General features: G+C 44.0%; 16 protein-coding genes, 2 tRNA genes, 1 pseudogene and 1 other annotated feature. Of the genes and pseudogenes, 16 read left to right on the forward strand and 3 right to left on the reverse strand.

Features of this window, described 5'->3' with window-relative positions:
• Positions 1-3,429 (forward strand): beta strand repeat-containing protein, encoded by a 3,429-nt coding sequence (locus tag V7K85_RS17440; RefSeq protein WP_334814922.1) that lies wholly within the window; start codon positions 1-3, stop codon positions 3,427-3,429.
• A 108-nt stretch (positions 3,430-3,537) separates the two neighbouring features.
• Here V7K85_RS17440 and V7K85_RS17445 read toward each other — a convergent pair whose 3' ends face one another.
• Positions 3,538-4,482: a glycosyltransferase family 2 protein gene (locus V7K85_RS17445; protein WP_334814924.1), complete on the reverse strand. Its 945-nt coding sequence runs from the start codon at positions 4,480-4,482 to the stop codon at positions 3,538-3,540.
• Positions 4,483-4,633: 151 nt separating this feature from the next.
• On the opposite strand from V7K85_RS17445, the gene rplS reads away from it, so the two are divergent.
• The 9 genes and pseudogenes from rplS (at position 4,634) to V7K85_RS17490 (ending at position 11,031) form a co-directional block, all read left to right on the forward strand.
• Positions 4,634-4,996 (forward strand): 50S ribosomal protein L19, encoded by a 363-nt coding sequence (gene rplS, locus V7K85_RS17450; RefSeq protein WP_322671078.1) that lies wholly within the window; start codon positions 4,634-4,636, stop codon positions 4,994-4,996.
• Between the two features lie 153 nt (positions 4,997-5,149).
• Positions 5,150-5,222: transfer RNA gene (locus tag V7K85_RS17455), tRNA-Trp, on the forward strand.
• Between the two features lie 346 nt (positions 5,223-5,568).
• A complete protein-coding gene (secE, locus tag V7K85_RS17460) occupies positions 5,569-5,790 on the forward strand; it encodes a preprotein translocase subunit SecE (protein ID WP_334688948.1) in 222 nt (73 codons plus the stop codon).
• Entirely contained in the window at positions 5,790-6,431 is a 642-nt protein-coding gene (nusG, locus tag V7K85_RS17465; RefSeq protein ID WP_334814928.1) for a transcription termination/antitermination protein NusG, read from the forward strand. The genes secE and nusG overlap by 1 nt, the downstream gene beginning before the upstream one ends.
• 6 nt (positions 6,432-6,437) lie before the next feature.
• Complete coding sequence (rplK, locus tag V7K85_RS17470) at positions 6,438-6,863, forward strand: 50S ribosomal protein L11 (RefSeq protein ID WP_334814930.1); 426 nt, start codon at positions 6,438-6,440, stop codon at positions 6,861-6,863.
• Between the two features lie 123 nt (positions 6,864-6,986).
• Positions 6,987-7,700, forward strand: a complete 714-nt coding sequence (gene rplA, locus V7K85_RS17475) for a 50S ribosomal protein L1 (protein ID WP_334814932.1) — start codon at positions 6,987-6,989, stop codon at positions 7,698-7,700.
• 84 nt (positions 7,701-7,784) lie between these two features.
• Positions 7,785-7,953: a sequence feature (ribosomal protein L10 leader region), on the forward strand.
• A gap of 62 nt (positions 7,954-8,015) precedes the next feature.
• Positions 8,016-8,543 (forward strand): annotated as a pseudogene (rplJ, locus tag V7K85_RS17480) (50S ribosomal protein L10); the annotation flags it as partial.
• A gap of 241 nt (positions 8,544-8,784) precedes the next feature.
• Positions 8,785-9,177: a 50S ribosomal protein L7/L12 gene (gene rplL, locus V7K85_RS17485; protein ID WP_334814934.1), complete on the forward strand. Its 393-nt coding sequence runs from the start codon at positions 8,785-8,787 to the stop codon at positions 9,175-9,177.
• 270 nt (positions 9,178-9,447) lie between these two features.
• On the forward strand, positions 9,448-11,031 hold the full coding sequence (locus V7K85_RS17490) for a type I restriction-modification system subunit M (protein ID WP_334814936.1): 1,584 nt from the start codon (positions 9,448-9,450) through the stop codon (positions 11,029-11,031).
• A gap of 4 nt (positions 11,032-11,035) precedes the next feature.
• Here the strand turns inward: V7K85_RS17490 and V7K85_RS17495 are convergent, their stop codons facing one another.
• Positions 11,036-11,422: a hypothetical protein gene (locus V7K85_RS17495; RefSeq protein ID WP_334814938.1), complete on the reverse strand. Its 387-nt coding sequence runs from the start codon at positions 11,420-11,422 to the stop codon at positions 11,036-11,038.
• Positions 11,423-11,618: 196 nt separating this feature from the next.
• On the opposite strand from V7K85_RS17495, the gene V7K85_RS17500 reads away from it, so the two are divergent.
• From V7K85_RS17500 to V7K85_RS17525, 6 genes are read left to right on the forward strand one after another with little or no spacing between them, the layout of a single operon-like run.
• Positions 11,619-12,728 (forward strand): hypothetical protein, encoded by a 1,110-nt coding sequence (locus tag V7K85_RS17500; protein WP_334814940.1) that lies wholly within the window; start codon positions 11,619-11,621, stop codon positions 12,726-12,728.
• Entirely contained in the window at positions 12,721-13,635 is a 915-nt protein-coding gene (locus V7K85_RS17505; RefSeq protein ID WP_334814942.1) for a restriction endonuclease subunit S, read from the forward strand. Before V7K85_RS17500 ends, V7K85_RS17505 begins: the two co-directional genes overlap by 8 nt.
• A 15-nt stretch (positions 13,636-13,650) precedes the next feature.
• On the forward strand, positions 13,651-14,034 hold the full coding sequence (locus V7K85_RS17510; protein ID WP_334814988.1) for a restriction endonuclease subunit S: 384 nt from the start codon (positions 13,651-13,653) through the stop codon (positions 14,032-14,034).
• Positions 14,035-14,093: 59 nt separating this feature from the next.
• Positions 14,094-14,621, forward strand: a complete 528-nt coding sequence (locus tag V7K85_RS17515; RefSeq protein WP_334814944.1) for a Uma2 family endonuclease — start codon at positions 14,094-14,096, stop codon at positions 14,619-14,621.
• A complete protein-coding gene (locus tag V7K85_RS17520; protein WP_334814946.1) occupies positions 14,608-18,051 on the forward strand; it encodes a type I restriction endonuclease subunit R in 3,444 nt (1,147 codons plus the stop codon). The genes V7K85_RS17515 and V7K85_RS17520 overlap by 14 nt, the downstream gene beginning before the upstream one ends.
• Positions 18,048-18,740, forward strand: a complete 693-nt coding sequence (locus V7K85_RS17525) for a M48 family metallopeptidase (RefSeq protein WP_334814948.1) — start codon at positions 18,048-18,050, stop codon at positions 18,738-18,740. The genes V7K85_RS17520 and V7K85_RS17525 overlap by 4 nt, the downstream gene beginning before the upstream one ends.
• 5 nt (positions 18,741-18,745) lie before the next feature.
• On the opposite strand, the gene V7K85_RS17530 is transcribed toward V7K85_RS17525, so the two are convergent.
• Positions 18,746-18,818: transfer RNA gene (locus V7K85_RS17530), tRNA-Ala, on the reverse strand.
• Positions 18,819-18,838: the final 20 nt, after the last annotated feature.

The following is an 18,838-nucleotide window of genomic DNA, read 5'->3' on the forward strand; positions in this document are numbered from 1 at the left end:
GTGAATGGAAATAATGCTTCCAAGGTGTTTGAGATATCGGGAATAGGGAGAGATGTCAGTATTGATGATTTGGCGATCGCTAATGGGAATGATAGCGGTATTTTGGTGAATACCAATACCATCCTTAGCCTGACCAATACTAATGTCTTTGATAATACGGCAGCCTCCAGCGGCGGCGGTATCAATAACAAAGGCACCCTTAAGCTTACCAATACTAATGTCTCTGGCAATACGGCAACCTCTAACGGCGGCGGTATCGCCAACCAAGGCATCCTCAGCCTAACTAAAAGCAGCGTCTTTGACAATACGGCAACCTCTAGCGGTGGCGGCATTTATAGCGAAGGCATCCTCAACCTAACTAAAAGCAGCGTCTATAACAATACGACAACCTCCATCGGTGGCGGCATTTATAGCGAAGGCGACTTCAAGCTGACCAATAGCATTGTCTCTAACAATACGGCGAACAATGGTGCAGGTATTTATAACGGAGGAGATGAGATTCCTTTTAACGTCGGTACAGCTACCCTGACTAATAGCACTGTCTCTGGTAATAAGGCATTAGAGGATGGGGGTGGCATTTATAACTTTAGCAACCTTAGCATCATCAACAGCACGATTACCAATAACATCGGTGACTCAAACCGTGATGGTGTTGGTAACGGTGGTGGCGTTTTCAGTGGGGAGTTTGATACATACAAGTACCCACTCAGCGTTGTGGGCAACACCATTATTGCAGGCAACTTCGACAAATCTAGCTCCGGGAATATCAACCCCGATGTGTCCGGCAGCAGTTTCAAAGATTCGGGCAATAATCTGATTGGTAATCAGACTGGTAGTACTAATTTTACCACCAGTACCTTAGTGGGCACCAACGCCAACCCCATTGACCCAAAGCTCGGGCCGTTAGAAAATAACGGTGGTGCAACCTTAACTCATAGCTTACTTGCAGGTAGTCCCGCCATTAACGCAGGCAATAATTCCCTAGTTGCAGCTAATTTCACTACTGACCAAAGAGGTGTTGGATTTAACCGAATTTTCAGCAATACAGTTGATATTGGTGCTTATGAAGTCCAGTCTCCCATCACCCCACTACCTGTTAACACTGACACAGTGGTGACTAATACCAACGATTCTGGGGCAGGGTCATTGCGGCAGGCGCTTCTGAATGCTAATGCGACTGCTGGGGCGGATACGATTACCTTTGCAGGCGGCGTGTTCACTGATGCCACTCCAGATATCATTAACCTTACCTCTGGGCAACTGACCATTAGTGATGATCTAACCATTGTGGGAACTGGAGCATCTAAGCTGACCATCAGCGGCAATAATACCTCCAGTGTATTGGAGATCACGGGGGCAGGAACAGATGTCAACATTGATGGCTTGAAGATTGCCAATGCCAATGATGTTATATATGGCAGTATTTTGCTCAATAGCAATGCCAGCCTCAACTTAACTAATAGCACTGTCTCAGATAATCAGGGAGCAGTAGGAGGCATCTTTAACAGAGGCAACCTCAGCCTGACCAACACCACTGTCTCAAGCAATCAGGGGTCATCATTAGGCGGTGGTATATTTAACACAGGTACTCTCAGCCTGACTAACAGTACTGTCTCTGGTAATAGTGCATACATCTACAGATCATTCAATGCCTACGGCGGCGGTATATTTAACACAGGCACCCTGAAGATAACGGGAAGCACTATCTCTAATAATACGTCATACGCCAAAGGTATAGAGTACCGATTTCCTAACCCCTATCCGTCCTATGCTGGTGGCATTTATAACTCCGGCACTGTTGATATATCGGGAAGCACTATCTCTGGTAATGGGGCAGGAGACGGCGGTGGCGTCTTTAACGATGGTACTTTTAGACTGACTAACAGCACTGTCTCTAATAATAATGTATATACTAGAGGCGGTGGCATCTATAACAACAGCGGTACTCTCACCCTCACCAACGACACTATTACCAATAACGAGGCAACAGGTGGCTACAACGGTGATCCTGAGAATGGGGGCGTTTTCAATGAATCTGATGGCACTGTTATCGTTGGAAACACTATCATTGCAGGTAACTTAAAGTATAGTGTTTCCAGCGACGTTGAAGGCAACTTCACCGACCTCGGCAATAACCTAATTGGCGATAACACTAATAGCACTGGCTTTACTACCAGCACCCTCGTCGGCACCAGCGCCAACCCTATCGACCCCAAACTCAGCCCTTTGCAAAATAACGGTGGTGCAACCTTTACTAATGCCTTACTTGCGGATAGTCCCGCCATTAACGCGGGCAATAATACCCTGATTCCAGCAGGTATCACCACCGACCAACGCGGCGCTAGATTTGACAGAATATCTAAGGGTATAGTTGATATTGGTGCCTTAGAGTTCAATAGTCTGATTGGAACCAATGACGCTGATAATCTCGTAGGCAACAATTATGGTGACATAATTAACGCTCAAGGCGGGAATGATACCATCACAGGTAATCAAGGCAACGACATCCTAACTGGTAGCGGTGACAAAGATAAATTTGTTTACAATTTAGGTGACGGTGTTGATACCATCACCGATTTTGGTGGGCTAGGTAAAGGCTCAAATCCCTCGGCAACAATTATTGGCGGATTGGATACCCTGAAATTCCAAGGTACTGGATTGACATCCCGAAATCTGCTACTCACTCAGAATAGTAACAATCTAGAAATCACCTTTGAAGGGGTGGCTGATGATAAAGTTATCCTGCAAAACTTTCCCCTGGAAAACCTAGACAACCTCTCTACCATCGGTAATATCCTGTTTGATGGGCAAACCAGCATTCGTGACAGCTTTGATGTCTTTAATGCCAACTCCACTCAAAGCAGCATATTCAACAAAAACACAGTCACCTTTCTCAATGACCTGAACAACAATGTCAATGGCTTTGACAAATCAGATGATGTGATTAATGGTCAGGGGGGTGATGACCGCATCGACGGCAAGAGTGGCAACGACTTGCTACGCGGTGGTGCAGGTAATGATACCCTGCTTGGTGGTGCTGGCAATGACACCCTGCTTGGTGGTGCAGGTAACAATAGCCTCATCGGAGGTGCTGGTGATGACATCCTATTTGCTGGTGATTATAATGATACCCTGACTGGCGGTAGCGGTTCTGACCAGTTTATCGTCCAAAGCTTGAACTATCCCGGTGATACAATCACTGACTTTAATCAGAGCGAGGATAAGTTAGTCCTTACTAACGTGTTTAAGAATCGGGGCTACATTGGCAGCAATCCCATTTTAGATGGCTACCTACAGTTTGTGCAATCGGGTACTTCTACACAAGTTAATTACTCTTACTATGGTAATGGTTCTTCCGATTTCATATTGGCGACTTTGGATAATTTCACTGCGACAAATCTGGTAATTGGTAGTAACGTCCTCGTCTAGCGCTCAGTCGAACTCTGAGCGCTCACGCAGAAGTCCACCAGTCGCACAGAATTAAATTCTGAATGGCGACTGGAGCTTTTATTCTATGTATTTTGCCAGACATCATAATTACGACTCAATCAACACAAGTTTGCGAATCTGAGAATTGTTTCCCTGAGAGCGGCGTGATGAGGCAGCAGTTAGCAAAAATTTCCAAGACTGAGGAGAAAGTACAGACGGATCGATCATTGAAAGAAAACTCTTGAGATTTTTTTGCTTCAGTGCTACTAAAATCCAATGGAGTTTCAGGTAATTTTTTATATCCTGAAAGACGGGAATCTTTGAGCGATGTTGGTCATTTACCAAGGCGTAAATTTTTTCCTTCATCAAAATATTTGTAGCCAACCGCCGAGACAAAGAAAACTTTTGATTATACGCACCAGGCCAGATAGTCCGGTAAGCAAGACACTGATTGAAGAAAATAGCATCACCAAACTGAGCAATCCGAATCCAGGAATCGATGTCATCACAGTTAGCATCGAGTGTGGAATCCCAACCACCAGTTTGCAGGAAAGCATCGCGTCGGCAAGCTACTTGTACAGGTGTGCCAAAGGGTACAACCTCTAAGAGCATACCGTAGTGAATATCGGCTTGGGGGACATAAAAAGCTAATCCGGGGCCGACTTGGGGGGTGCGACTGAGTTCAACTTCATTGCCATCCACCTGAGCCGCCACACAAGAGCAGATTACAGCATCAGGACGAAGTGCGATCGCCTTCGCCATCTCTTCTATGCAGTTGGGCGCTAAATAGTCGTCATCATCTAAAAACTTTATCCAGTCGCCGCTAGCTTTGGCAACTCCAGCATTTACCGTTGCTGCATGACCTTGGTTAACTTCGTTACGATAGTAAACAACTTTGTCCCCTAAGCTATTGACATAGGTTTGGGTGTCATCAGATGAACAGTCGTCGGCAATAACCACCTCGCACTCGATTGTTTGGTTACGAGCCGAGTCAATTGCTCTTTGCAGCAAGTTCACGCGATTATAGGTACTGATGACGACGCTAAATTTCATAAATTTACACCTGTGGTACAGCATTCTGCAATATAGCTTTGATATCTAGGCTGTTGTATCAGTAAAATTATCAATCCCAACAAGTAGACTGAAATAGGATTATCGATTTATGATTGATGATTGTGAGTTTTTTTAAGCAGACAGAAAGACTATGAACGCTCAAGAAATTATCCGCTCGATTGAAGCGGAACAGATAAAATCAAATGTGCCCGACATTTATGTGGGCGACACAGTAAAAGTCGGAGTAAAAATCAAGGAAGGCGAAAAATACCGCGTACAACCCTACGAGGGAGTAGTGATTGCCAAGCGCAATGGCGGCATCAACGAAACTATTACAGTCCGTAAGGTTTTTCAAGGTGTGGGCGTCGAGCGTGTGTTTCTATTGCATTCTCCCCGGATTGACAGCATCAAGGTATTACGTCGCGGTAAAGTACGCCGTGCTAAACTGTATTATCTCCGCGATCGCGTAGGTAAGGCAACCCGGATTAAGCAACGGTTTGACCGCCCTTTGTGATTCGTCCTGCAAAAGTATGGGAGAAATCTCAAGCCTCAAGCGGCATCTGCCGCTGACTTGTTCCCAAGGGCAAAATTGAGGTATGATATAAATCGCATATTGCGTTAAACTGAAATTTAGTTCAGCGCAATGACTGAATCAAAAACAGCTTGTGCGCTCTTAGTTCAGTTGGTAGAACGCAGGTCTCCAAAACCTGATGTCGGGGGTTCAAGTCCTCCAGGGCGCGCTCAAGAGCAAAAAATAAAGCCCGAAATAATTACGCAGCTGCTAACATAGCAGTTAGCGCTAATAATTTCGGGTAAAATTATTGTATTTGCAGTTGTTTTGCTGACAGTAAGTGAAACAGAGTCGAAGCTGCAAACTGGGATGATCGAATTTTAGATTTTAGATTTGAGATTTTGGATTAAAAAGACAAAATCTGCCGATTTGAGATTTTAGATTAAGAAGAAATCTAAAATCAACAACCCAAAATCTAAAATCAAGCGCCTTTGCCTTAAGGCATGGGTAAATCTAAAATCCAAAATCCAAAATCCAAAATCCAAAATTGAGTGATAAAGGGGGGATAAACGGTCGTGGCCAAAAAAAGTGAAGCAGAATTGCCAGAAACCACAAATGGGTTTAGCCCTGGCAACTTCATACAGGGAATCAGAGAAGAACTTGAGAAAGTAGTCTGGCCGAGTCGGAAGCAGATAGTGAGCGAATCCGCCGCTGTGTTGTTAATGGTGGCACTCTCCGCATCTTTGATATACTTGGTCGATGGATTGTTTGGTTGGGCAGCAAAACAGGTGTTCTGATGACTTTTGCAACAGACGAACCCCGCAACTCCACCTTGCAGTCAGAGGAAACAGCAGAAACAGCAGAAGCAGCGTCAAAAGAAGCACGCTGGTATGCAGTGCAAGTAGCCTCAGGCTGTGAAAAACGTGTAAAAACTAACTTAGAGCAACGCATTCAAACTTTTGATGTAGCTGACAAAATTGTCCAGGTAGAAATTCCGCAGACGCCAGCGGTGAAAATCCGCAAAGATGGCAGTCGCCAGCATACAGAAGAAAAAGTTTTCCCTGGCTATGTGCTGGTGCGGATGAAGATGGATGATGATACCTGGCAGGTGGTACGAAACACCTCCCATGTAATTAATTTTGTCGGTTCAGAACAAAAACGTGGTAGTAGCAAGGGTCGCGGTCATGTCAACCCGATACCACTGAGTTCTTCAGAAGTCGAACGTATATTCAAACAAACCAGCGAACAAGAGCCGGTTCTCAAAATTGACATGGCTACTGGTGATAAGATAATGGTGCTTTCTGGTCCATTTAAAGACTTTGAAGGCGAGGTGATTGAAGTCTCTCCAGAGCGGAGTAAGCTCAAAGCCTTGCTCTCAATTTTTGGCAGGGATACACCAGTAGAATTGGAATTTAATCAGGTAGAGAAACAAAGCTAAATACAAATGGCGAAGAAAATAGTGGCGGTCATTAAACTGGCCCTGAATGCTGGAAAAGCCAACCCAGCACCGCCAGTGGGTCCCGCCTTGGGTCAACATGGCGTCAACATCATGATGTTCTGCAAAGAGTACAATGCCAAAACAGCAGACCAAGCTGGAATGGTGATACCTGTTGAAATTTCGGTTTTTGAAGACCGGAGTTTTACATTTGTGCTCAAGACGCCACCAGCGTCAGTGCTGATTCGGAAGGCGGCGAAAATTGAAACAGGCTCGAATGAACCTAACAAAAAGAAGGTTGGGTCAATTACTAAAGCGCAATTGCAAGAAATAGCCCAAACGAAACTCCCCGATCTTAATGCTAACGACATAGACGCGGCAATGAAGATTGTGGCAGGAACGGCTAAGAATATGGGCGTAACAATCACGGATTAGTCATTAGTCATTAGTCATTGGTCATTAGTATAAGACAAAATACAACTGGCAAATGATCAAGGACAATTAAGTAAAACTTATTGGGGGAGAAGCGAAACTTCGGAATTACCCCAGGAGAAAAAAATGGTAAAAATATCGCGTCGTTTGCAGACGCTGCAAGCAAAAATAGAAGATAAGGACTATCAACCCCTAGAGGCTTTAGCCCTTCTCAAAGATACAGCAACAGCTAAATTTGCCGAAGCTGCTGAAGCGCATATCCGCCTGGGAATTGACCCCAAGTATACAGACCAACAGTTGCGGACAACGGTAGCATTGCCCAAAGGTACAGGACAAATCGTCCGAGTGGCGGTGATTGCCAGAGGCGAAAAGGTAAACGAAGCAAGCAATGCTGGTGCTGATATAGTAGGTTCAGAAGAACTGATTGACGAAATCCAGAAAGGTAGGATGGATTTTGACAAGCTGATTGCCACACCCGATGTGATGCCACAGGTGGCAAGGCTGGGTAAGTTGCTTGGGCCACGTGGTTTAATGCCATCGCCCAAGGGTGGAACCGTGACATTTGATTTAGCAAGTGCGATCGCCGAATTCAAAGCTGGTAAATTAGAGTTCCGAGCTGATCGAACTGGTATTGTCCATGTTATGTTTGGTAAGGCAACCTTCTCGCCTGAAGATTTGTTAGTCAACCTGAAGGCATTGCAGGAGACGATTGACCGTAACCGTCCTTCAGGAGCTAAAGGTCGTTATTGGCGCACATTTTATGTGGCAGCCACTATGGGGCCATCAATTAAACTTGATATCAGCGCCCTACGAGATTTGAAACTGAGCGAAGCAGGTTAATAAGAGTTAAGAGTTATGAGTTATGAGTTTTATTCCTAACTCCTAACTACTCACTCCTAACTACTTGCTACTAACTCCTAACTTTAAATTGAATAGGCAAAGCCGGAGACAGCAGGTGCTAATAGCTTAATATCCTGCCGAGGTTAAAACTCTAATTGTCAAAATTACCACCCGTAAAGGTGTGATAACTTATGGCATCAGGAGTCTTAATACTCAACCCCGGCTATATTAGCTGGGGTTTGTTGTTTGGGTTCAGGTTTAGAAAAAACGCACAACTAGGGCAATCGCCGGTTGTTTTAAGGAGGTGAGACTGGAATGGGTAGAACAATAGAAAATAAAAAAGAAATAGTAGCTGACCTCAAAGAAACTTTGAGTGAGTCAACTCTGGCACTGGTAATTGACTATCAGGGGCTAACAGTTTCTGAAATCACAGACTTACGGCGGCGGCTGCGTCCCAGTGGCACCGTTTGTAAGGTGACGAAGAATACCCTGATGGGCATTGCCATTAAAGATGATGAAAAATGGCAACCTCTGTCGGAATTGCTTAATGGTGCTTCCGCCTTTTTGCTGGTAAAAGAAGATTTTTCATCGGCAATTAAGGCATACCAAGAATTCCAAAAAGTTACTAAGAAAACAGAACTTCGCGGTGGTGTACTGGAAGGTCGCCTACTAAAAGAACCGGATGTCAAGGTACTGGGAGACTTGCCATCTAAGGAACAACTCATAGCCCAAATTGCTGGAGCTATCAACGCTTTGGCTACCAAGATTGCTGTGGGTATCAACGAAGTCCCTGGTTCACTGGCTCGTGCTTTGCAGGCTGTGGCCGACCAAGAGCAAAGTGGTGGTAGCACCGAAACCGCTGCTGTACAAGATAGCAGCGCCGAAACCGCTACTGTACCAGATAGCAGTACCGAAACCGCTGCTGTACCAGATAGCAGCGCCGAAACCGCTGCTGTAGAAGACAGCAGCACCGAAACCGCTGCTGAATAGACTTCGTGGTTCATCAGTCAAGAGTCAAGAGTCTATAGTTAAAGACCAATGACAAATGGCTAAATAAATAATCAAAATTACAGGAGTTATATCAATGTCTACTGCAACCGATCAAATTTTAGAACAGCTAAAAACCCTTTCTTTGCTGGAAGCTTCTGAGTTAGTCAAGCAAATTGAAGAAGCTTTTGGCGTGAGTGCTGCTGCACCCGTTGGTGGGATGATGATGATGCCCGGTGGTGGTGGTGCTGCTCCTGCTGAGGAAGTTGTTGAACAAACCGAGTTTGAAGTGGTTCTCGAATCAGTCCCAGCTGATAAGAAGATTGCCGTGCTGAAGATTGTCCGCGAATTGACCGGTTTGGGTCTGAAAGAAGCTAAAGACTTGGTGGAAGCTGCGCCCAAGGCAGTTAAAGAAGGTATTACTAAGGATGCTGCTGAAGATGCTAAGAAGCGCATCGAAGAAGCTGGCGGTAAGGTGACTGTTAAGTAGTCACAATTCTATTAGTAGTTTTTTATTAAGGAGTCTGAGTCAGGCTCCTTTTTTTATATCAAGCTAGGACAGCACGGCGTAAATCCAGCTACCATCTCAATTAACCAGAATAAATCAAACTATGTTACGCAATCTAAAATTAATTAAATTTGCTCGTAGTAAGCGGCTCCAGTCCTATTTTAAGATCTGGAACCGCTTACTACAAACCTTTAATTATTCACGCCCACTTACTTAAGTTCTTGATAATCAAAAGCCGGGGATTATATTGTTATGGCAAAACTCACCCTTCCGAAGCTGGAACGTCACCTTTTTGCGGCGGCTGATATTTTGCGCGGGAAGATGGACGCTTCTGAATATAAGGAATTTATCTTTGGAATGCTGTTTTTGAAGCGGGCTGCTGATGTATTTGATGTGCGCTATCAGCAAATTGTCAAAGATTTTATGGATAAAGGGGAGACTGAGGAAGCCGCCAAGGAAAAGGCGGAAAATCCTAACCGCTACATTGCAACTGATGCTGAAGCTTATACGTTATTTGTACCTATAGAATCTCGTTGGACTACGATTGTTAATACCTTTCATCAACAGATAGGTAACAAACTTAATATTGCCCTACACAAACTTGCTGATGCTAATCCAGCGGTGTTGCGCGATGTTTTTGAGCATATTGATTTTAATAAGCAGGTGGGTGGTAAGAGTACGTTAAGCGATTTGCAATTACGCCAAATGATAGAACATTTTGACAAGCGATCGCTACGGAATGAAGATTTAGAATTTCCCGATTTATTGGGTGCGGCGTATGAGTATTTAATTTATTTCTTTGCTGACTCTGCTGGTAAAAAGGGCGGTGAATTTTATACTCCCCGTGGAGTCGTGAAGTTAATGGTGCGAATTGTCAACCCCCAAGAAAGGATGGAGGTTTATGACCCCTGTGTGGGTTCGGGGGGAATGTTAATTTTATCTAAGCAGCACATAGAAGAACACGGTGGAAATTCCCGCGATTTGAGACTCTACGGACAAGACAATAACGGGGGAGTTTGGGCTATCTGCAAGATGAATTTATTGCTGCATGGAATCCCCAATGCTGTGCTTCAGAACGACGATACCTTGATGGTGCCGATTAAAGAGGGCGGGAATTTAAAGCATTATGACCGAATACTGAGTAATCCACCGTTTTCGCAAAACTACAGCCGGGGTAATAAAGATAATGATATGGAGTTTAAAGACCGATTCCGTGTTTTTTGCCCTACGAGTGGAAAAGCTGATTTGATGTTTGCCCAGCACATGCTGGCGGTGTTAAAGCAAGATGGAATTATGGCGACAGTAATGCCTCACGGGGTACTGTTTCGCGGTGGTGAAGAAAAGAAAATTCGCCAGTTATTTATTGAAGAGGATAATTTAGAGGCGGTGATTGGCTTACCACCACAATTATTTTATGGGACAGGGATTCCGGCCTGTATTTTGGTGATGCGTCCCAGAGGTGCAAAACCGGAAGCGACTCAAGGTAAGGTGTTATTTATCAACGCTGATGCTGAATTTCAGGCTGGACGCGCTCAAAATTCTTTGCGTCCTGAACATATAGAAAAAATTGTCTCGGCTTATGAAGATTTTACCACTAATGCCGATTATCCTGGGATTCCTGGTTATGCGGCGGTAGTGACTCAACAACAATTAGCTGACTACGAATACAACTGCAATATTCGCCGCTATGCTGATAATACTCCACCGCCAGAACCTCAAGATGTGCGATCGCATCTTTTGGGTGGTGTACCCAAGTCTGAGGTAGATGCAAAGCAAGAATTGTTTACCAGTCACGGTTTTGACCCAATGACTTTGTTGCAACGAAGGGTAGGGTAAACCGTTATTCTGTAACAAATGCGATCGCCAAAGTAACAAATGCGATCGCCAAAGTAACAAATGCGTTCGCAAAAGTAACAAATGCGATCGCAAAAGCAGCAAATGAGTTCGCCAAAGCAGCAAATGAGTTCGCCAAAGCAGCAAATGCGTTCGCAAAAGCAGCAAATGAGTTCGCCAAAGCAGCAAATGCGATCGCAAAAGCAGCAAATGAGTTCGCCAAAGCAGCAAATGCGATCGCCAAAGCAACAAATGAGTTTGCAAAAGCAGCAAATGAGTTCGCCAAAGCAGCAAATGCGATCGCCAAAGCAGCAAATGCGATCGCCAAAGTAGCAAATGCGATCGCCAAATCTTTGGTGATGAGGTTTTTCGGAGTTGTGTGTACACAAGTCATATCACCCCCCTTAATCCCCCCTTATAAAGGGGGGAAACAATAAATCCGGTTCCCTCCCCTTCACAAGGGGAGGGTTAGGGTGGGGTAATTCGATAACTTGTGTGTACACCGTAGCCTTTCTAAGGGAAGGGGTTGGGCGTGGGTTAAATAGCAATCAAGTAGACATGATATAACAAGCTGATACGAATTAATAAATATGGAAGAATATTTAGATTTTCAGCCAACGTTAACGGAACGCGCCCAAATTAAGCAGCGCATTGAAACTGATGCAGGGATTGTACAACAAGAGGATAAACTACGGCAAGTTACTCTCAATTGGTGGCAGCAACATCAACAGCGTTTAATTGATTTGCCTAAAAACAAGCAGTTGATGAAGCTACGGGCAGAATTTTTACAGACCTTTGAAGCGGCGGTGCGTCCCATTGGTTTGTTAGATAGGTTTAAGACTATGGGAGTCATTGCTAGCTGGTGGGAAGATGCTTATGAGGTTTCTGCTGATTTGAAACGTTTAGCGAATTTGGGTTTTAAAGGTTTGATTGATTCTTGGGTGGATACAATTCGGGATGCTTTGGAAGATACCGAAAGTAAGCAATCTGGTAATAAGTTTGACGCTTTGAGTCACAAAATTGTCCCGGCGCTGGTTCCGCAGTATTTGCAACAGTTGGAAGATGCTGAGGCGGAAGTTGCGACGTTGGAACAGGAAAAGGAAGCCTTTGAACAAGGGGACGAAGGGGAAGTGTCGGAAGATGGGGAAGCTGTTAACTTTGTCAAGCAATTAGAAGAACAACTGAAGGAATTGAAATATTCAATTAAGGATGGTCAAAAACGGCTGAAGGAATTGCTGGGAACTGACCGCAAGAAGGGGTCGATTAAGTATGAGAAAAAGCAGGGGAATGATCCGACTGATTTAGAAGAAGAATTGGCTAATCTGCAATCAACAGTGATCCCAAAAGAGCAGGAAATTGCCGAGATTGAGGTGCAGTTGCAACCTTATAAGGATATTTTGGAAAGGTTGAAGGAAGCACGTAAGTCTGTGCGGGAGTTGAAAGGGTTGCTTGTAAAAGAGTTTGAAACTGCAAGTGTAGGTTTGAGTGAGGAGAAAGCGCAGGGGTTGGTGTTGGATTTGTTTAAGGCGGATTTGTTGATGCAGTTGGAGAGATATGTCAGCGAACACCGTCAGATGGTGATTGCTGCGGTTGAGAATTGGTGGGATAAGTATCGGGTGACGTTGGGGGAAATTGAGAAGGAAGAGGAGGAGGTTAATCAAAGGTTGAGTGAGTTGTTGAAGGGGTTGGGGTATGTCTGAATCTTTAACAGCTAAAGAATTTAAAGTAGACTGCAACTATATTCTAAAAGAATGGGAGATAAAAACTCTTGGTGAGCTAGGTATTTTCCAGAATGGACTCAACAAGGGTAAGCAAGATTTTGGTTTTGGTACTAAATTCGTCAATATCTTAGATGTTTATCCATCAAGGTTAAACGTGGACAAACTTGGCCGAATGAATGCTAGTAAATCAGAAGTAGTAGTCTATAATCTGGAGTTGGGCGATATTCTAATTGATCGCTCATCAGTCAAATTGGAGGGTGTAGGTTATCCAACTGTTTTTGAAGGTGCTGATGAACCAATTATTTTTTGTGGGTTTATTATTAGATTTCGTTTATTAGACTCTAATGTAAATTCTCGATTTTTATGCAAATTAATGCGGAGTGATTTGTTCCGTAATCGTGTTTTTCAAATTGCAACCAAAAGTGCAAACGTTAATGTCAATCAAGAGCAACTGAGGAGATTAAATGTAACTATTCCTCCGTCCGCAGAGCAACAAAAGATTGTTGAAATACTCGACACAATTGATAAAGCGATCGCACTCACTGACACCCACATCACCAAACTCAAAAAAGTTAAAGCCGGACTGCTGCACGACCTGCTCACACGCGGTATTGACGAATATGGCGAACTGAGAGATTATACATGCAACCCTGAATTGTTTAAGCGATCGGCATTGGGGATAATTCCGAAAGATTGGGATTATGTCAAAGTTGCTGATATTGCAAATGACGTTACTGATGGAGACCACCATACACCTAAACGAACAGATTCAGGTATTTTTCTTCTTAGCGCTCGTAATATTTTACATGGAAAGCTTGCCTTAAAAGATGTTGACTTTGTTCCAGAGTATGAGTATGAAAGAATGATTCGCAGATGTTATCCATAACCAGGAGATATTTTAATTTCTTGTTCTGGAACAATAGGGCGTGTCTGCGAAGTTCCGTATAACTTTAAATGTGTCCTTGTTCGTAGTGCTGCATTAATTAAACTGAACACTAATAAATGCTTTTCCAATTTTATTGAAGCAACCTTACAATCAAATATTGTTCAATCGCAAATTTTAGTGCAACAACTTCAAGCGGCTCAACCTAACCTTTTTCAAGGGGCAATTAAATGCCTGATTTTTCCACTACCCTCAATGAAAGAGCAAAAGCGCATAGCTAAATCCCTAATAAAATTTAATAGCCAAATTAGTAGTAAAGAAACACGATTAGAAAAACTCAAACTTTTAAAAAAAGGCTTAATGTCAGACCTCTTAACCGGACGGGTGCGCGTCAAAATTTAACCAAAAAAGGAGAAACCTAAGAAGAATATAAAATACAAGAAAAACTGGGAGAAAAGGCAATGATTGCAACACCCAATAAATACCACTTAACCCCCGACGAATATCTCGAATGGGAAGCGACACAGCAGACTAAACACGAGTATATAAATGGCGAAGTTTACGCCATGACAGGAGGGACAATTTCCCATAAGGTTTTAGGAACTGAAGCCAAAGTGGGAATTACAGAAAAAGGTTCCTTCTTCTATCCTGATGTACTTGTAACCTGCAACGCCCAAGATAGACAAGCGATTCAAGTCATTCAATTCCCTAAATTGATTGTTGAAGTTCTTTCTCCCGGAACTGAAGCCTACGACCGAGGTGCTAAATTTGCCCAATATCGCCGCTTAGAGAGCTTGCAGGAATACGTACTAATTAATTCTGAAAGCATTGGCGTAGAAATCTTTCGCCTCAACGATCGCAGTAAATGGGAACTAACTTCTTATACCAACAGCGACGAAATTGAGTTAATTTGTATTGAGTTTAAATTTCCGATCGCACTGCTGTACGAAGACGTAGAATTTCCAGGGGCGCAAAATGACGGGACTTGAATATACATATACAGAATTACCCACAATAGAACAACTCCAAAAAATGCAACAACTTCCCGGCGGTTTAGGCTGGGAACATATCGAAGCAAACCCCTTCGCCACAACCCCCGAACAACGGGACGATTACCACGAAGTTCTCCTAATTCCCCGACTCCAGCGCCAACTCAGAGAAATCAACCTCGACGACAACGGACAACCCTGGCTAGACCAACGCCGCATCAACCAAGCCATCAGCCAACTGCAAAACCTCGGCCCCGGTAAACTGATGGAGAAAAACGAAACCCTGACAAAACTCCTCCTCACAGGCGTGAAAGTCGAAGGACTCACAGGTAAACAAATTACGATCAACCTGATAGACTTCGACCACCCCGAACGTAACGACTTTCTCGCCATCAGCCAATTCCGCATCGACCCACCGGGAGTAAAAGGCCCCAATGGTCACTATCGCCCCGATATTATTTTGTTTGTCAACGGTATCCCCCTCGTGGTCATCGAATGCAAAGCCCCAGGTGCAGATATGCTCAAATCTGGGATTCAAGACTTGCTAAAATACTCCAACCAACGCCACAGCCCGCTACCAGAAGGAATTGAGCGGCTTTTTCACTACAACCAATTGATGATTTCCTGCACCTCCGGGCGGGCTGTTGTGGGTACGGTGGGGAGTCAACCCAAGCATTATCTGGAATGGAAAGACACCAGCCCTTTTGATTCCGACTTAATCGCCCAGGTTTTAGACATCACCAACCCTACCCTTCCCGATGAGGAATTAATCTCAAGTGCAGCTAATTACTTATTACCTGATTCCCCTACTCAGGAAGGCGAGATAACAGCAGTCAAAAGCGGCGAAAAGTTAGAAGATTTAATTGACCCATCCCAACTTAACCGCCGCCAGCAACTCATCGCCGGAATGCTTCACCCCGCCAACCTGCTGGACATCCTGCGCCACTACATTCTGTTCACAACCAAACACAACCGTCGAATCAAAATAGTCCCGCGCTATCAACAATTTCGTGGCGTATCCAAAGCCGTTGACCGCTTGCTACACGCTAAAACTAAAACACAACACGGTAGCCAAGACCAGCGCGGCGGTATTATCTGGCACTATCAAGGCTCTGGTAAAAGCTTGGATATGGTGTTTATCCTCCGCAAACTGCGGACAATTCCCCAACTTCAACAGTTTAAAGCTGTCATCGTTACCGATCGCACAGATTTAGAAGAACAACTTCAACAAACAGCAACCCTTTCCGGTCAAACTCTGCAAGTAGCAACAAGCATCAAAGACTTAGCGAAGAAACTGCGACAAACAGGGCCGGGTATTGTTTTTGGAATGGTTCAGAAATTCAACAAAATTAATGAACGCAAAGACCTCTCCCACCCAGCCTCCCTCTCCTACGAGGAGAGGGAGGAGCATGAAAATCAAGATTTAAAGCCTCTCTCCGCTTCGGGGAGAGGTTTGGAGAGGGGTCTTAATATCGAAAAATACGCTGATATTGAGGAGTTAAACAATGCTCTCAATCCCTCAGAAAACATTTTACTATTAATCGACGAAGCTCACCGTTCCCACAGCAACACCCTTCACGCTTACCTTTCCAAAGCTTTACCCAACTGCGCCAAAATTGGTTTTACAGGGACTCCCATTATCTCAGCAAAGAAAAAGAAAACAAAAGACATCTTTGCTAATGACGAAAATCCTTATATTGATATCTACAGTATCCGGGATTCCCAAAAAGATAAAGTTACCGTTCCCATTTTCTACGAAGGGCTGGAAACAATGGGAGCAGTCAAAGGAGCCAACACCCTAGACCAACTTTTTGAGGTGCTATTTCAAGACTATACCGCAGAAGAACGCGCAGCAATTAAATCCAAATACGTTGGTAAGAAAAACGTCCTCAACTCCAAAGAACTGATGAAGGACAAGGCTAAACATATCTTACGGCACTATGTCACCCGGATCATGCAGGGTAAATTTAAAGCTCAGGTAGCAGCAAGCGATCGCGAAGCTTGCGTTTTGTACCAGCAATATCTTACCGCAGCCAAAGACGAACTGATTCAAGATTTAGAATCAAAAGCCCTTATTCTGCAAAGTCTGAAATTAGAATCAGCACCAGCCGAATACCGCACCCTGGTACAAGCTTATTTTTACCTCGATACCATCAAGCGTTTAGAATTTGCAGCGATTATCTCCGCCAACAGTAAAAATGACCCCCAAGCCTGGAAACAATGGACGGATGAAAATAACCACACCATCTACAAAAACCGCTTTTGGAAAAACTTAGATGAAGATGGTTTAGCTTTTTTAATTGTGAATAATAAACTACTTGTGGGCTTCGACGCACCTTTAGAACAAGTGCTATATGTAGACCGCAGCTTAGTAGAACATGATTTATTACAAGCGATCGCTCGTACCAACCGTACCGCCGAAGGTAAAGACTACGGTTTAATTGTAGACTATTACGGTATCGACATCGCCGCCGCGATGAGTGTCTACGACCAAGAAGATGTTGATGGTGCTTGGTTTGATATCCAAGAAGAACTACCCAAACTACACCAAGCCTATCAACGGGTAATGAACTTTTGGCAAGAACGCAATTTAAATATTGACGATGACAAAGAAGCTTGTGTAAATATCCTAAATCATGACGAGCAATCGCGTGCAGAATTTTATCAACTTCTGCGGGAGTTTCTGCAAGCAATGGATGCCTTTTTACCTCGTCCCCAAGCTTTGCGCTACCTGAAGGATGCGAAAAAATTGGGAGAATTAAAGAAATTAGTCGATGATATTTTTCGAGATGAACGCCCAGAAGACGCTAAAGAAAAAGTTCAAGCGCTGATAGACCAACACATCCAATCTCAGGGGATTAACCTGAAAGTCTCACCAGTAAATATCCTTGACCTAGACTTTGAGCAACGGGTACAACAAAGACGTTCCGTCCAAACTCGTGCGGCCCAAATGGAACACGCTATCCGCTACCATATCCGCACCCACCTAGACGATGACCCAGTTTATTATCGCAATCTCAGCGACAAACTAGAAGAAATTTTACAACGTTTGGGTGCAGATTGGAATGCGATCGCTACAGAATTTTTAAACCTAGCGCAAAAAGTTCGAGCCGAACAAACCGAAGTCAGCGAAAATCAACCATCAGCCCGAATTCGCCCTTTCTTCAATGCTCTCATCGATACGCTGGAGTCATCAACACCCGAAATTGCCACCCAACTCCAAACCTTTACCACCGAACTGGTAGACTTTATCTACAACCAAAGTTATGTAATCGGCTTCTGGAACGACTTGGTAGCCAGGGAAAACCTCTGCAAAAATATCTGGCTGAAATTAGAAGGTTTAAATATCTTCCCAGATAGTAAACTGGATGGTTTAGCAGACCAAATCACCCAATTAGCCGAACGACACGATGCAAATCGAGGGCGATGAAAACCATTAATGTTGGAGAACTTTCCTTTGAACTGCGCGAAAGTCCCCGTCGTCGCACAGTTGAAATTACCATCGAACGCGACGGTAAACTAATCATCACAACACCACCTCAAGTCCCTGTAGAAAAACTAGGACAAATTATCGAACAACGCCGCTTTTGGATTTACAGCAAACTGCTGAAAAAAGAAGCTATCAAACCGCCAAGTGAACAAAAAACTTATTTACCTGGTGAAGGCTTCCACTATTTAGGACGCAGCTATCGCCTAAAATTAGTAGACAGCGCAGACAACCCTCTTAGACTTTACCAAGGACGCTTTGAACTTTTGCGATCACATCAACAGCAAGGTCGAGATTTATTTATCCAGTGGTATCGCGGACATATTCAACAACATTTAGAATCAATTATTGCATCTCTTATTAACAGAATCGGCAAAGCACCGACTTCTATGCAAGTGCGCGAACTCGGTAATCGTTGGGGTTCATGTAATCCAAAAGGTGATATTTATTTCCACTGGCGGGTTGCTTTGCTTCCTACTCCTATGATTGAATATGTAGTAGTGCATGAAATGGTTCACTTAGTTCAACCCAACCACAATAGAGATTTTTGGGACAGGGTAGAGCGAATCTTACCTGACTGCGTGGATAGAAAAGACTGGTTGGCGAAAAATGGCGCAACTTTCAGTTTATAAACAAATGGAGAATAACGGATTTGAACCGATGGCCTCTGCGGTGCGATCGCAGCACTCTACCAACTGAGCTAATTCCCCTTAATTAGTGTAAAGTCAAG

This window comes from Nostoc sp. (genome assembly GCF_036917615.1).
GTDB lineage: Bacteria > Cyanobacteriota > Cyanobacteriia > Cyanobacteriales > Nostocaceae > Nostoc.

Excerpts from the sequence above, each read along its gene's own strand:
- V7K85_RS17445 (WP_334814924.1), bottom strand. The coding sequence starts at position 4,482 with ATGAAATTTAGCGTCGTCATCAGTACCTATAATCGCGTGAACTTGCTG.
- rplS (WP_322671078.1), top strand. The coding sequence starts at position 4,634 with ATGAACGCTCAAGAAATTATCCGCTCGATTGAAGCGGAACAGATAAAA.
- nusG (WP_334814928.1), top strand. The coding sequence starts at position 5,790 with ATGACTTTTGCAACAGACGAACCCCGCAACTCCACCTTGCAGTCAGAG.
- rplK (WP_334814930.1), top strand. The coding sequence starts at position 6,438 with ATGGCGAAGAAAATAGTGGCGGTCATTAAACTGGCCCTGAATGCTGGA.
- rplA (WP_334814932.1), top strand. The coding sequence starts at position 6,987 with ATGGTAAAAATATCGCGTCGTTTGCAGACGCTGCAAGCAAAAATAGAA.
- rplL (WP_334814934.1), top strand. The coding sequence starts at position 8,785 with ATGTCTACTGCAACCGATCAAATTTTAGAACAGCTAAAAACCCTTTCT.
- V7K85_RS17490 (WP_334814936.1), top strand. The coding sequence starts at position 9,448 with ATGGCAAAACTCACCCTTCCGAAGCTGGAACGTCACCTTTTTGCGGCG.
- V7K85_RS17495 (WP_334814938.1), bottom strand. The coding sequence starts at position 11,422 with ATGACTTGTGTACACACAACTCCGAAAAACCTCATCACCAAAGATTTG.
- V7K85_RS17500 (WP_334814940.1), top strand. The coding sequence starts at position 11,619 with ATGGAAGAATATTTAGATTTTCAGCCAACGTTAACGGAACGCGCCCAA.
- V7K85_RS17505 (WP_334814942.1), top strand. The coding sequence starts at position 12,721 with ATGTCTGAATCTTTAACAGCTAAAGAATTTAAAGTAGACTGCAACTAT.
- V7K85_RS17515 (WP_334814944.1), top strand. The coding sequence starts at position 14,094 with ATGATTGCAACACCCAATAAATACCACTTAACCCCCGACGAATATCTC.
- V7K85_RS17520 (WP_334814946.1), top strand. The coding sequence starts at position 14,608 with ATGACGGGACTTGAATATACATATACAGAATTACCCACAATAGAACAA.
- V7K85_RS17525 (WP_334814948.1), top strand. The coding sequence starts at position 18,048 with ATGAAAACCATTAATGTTGGAGAACTTTCCTTTGAACTGCGCGAAAGT.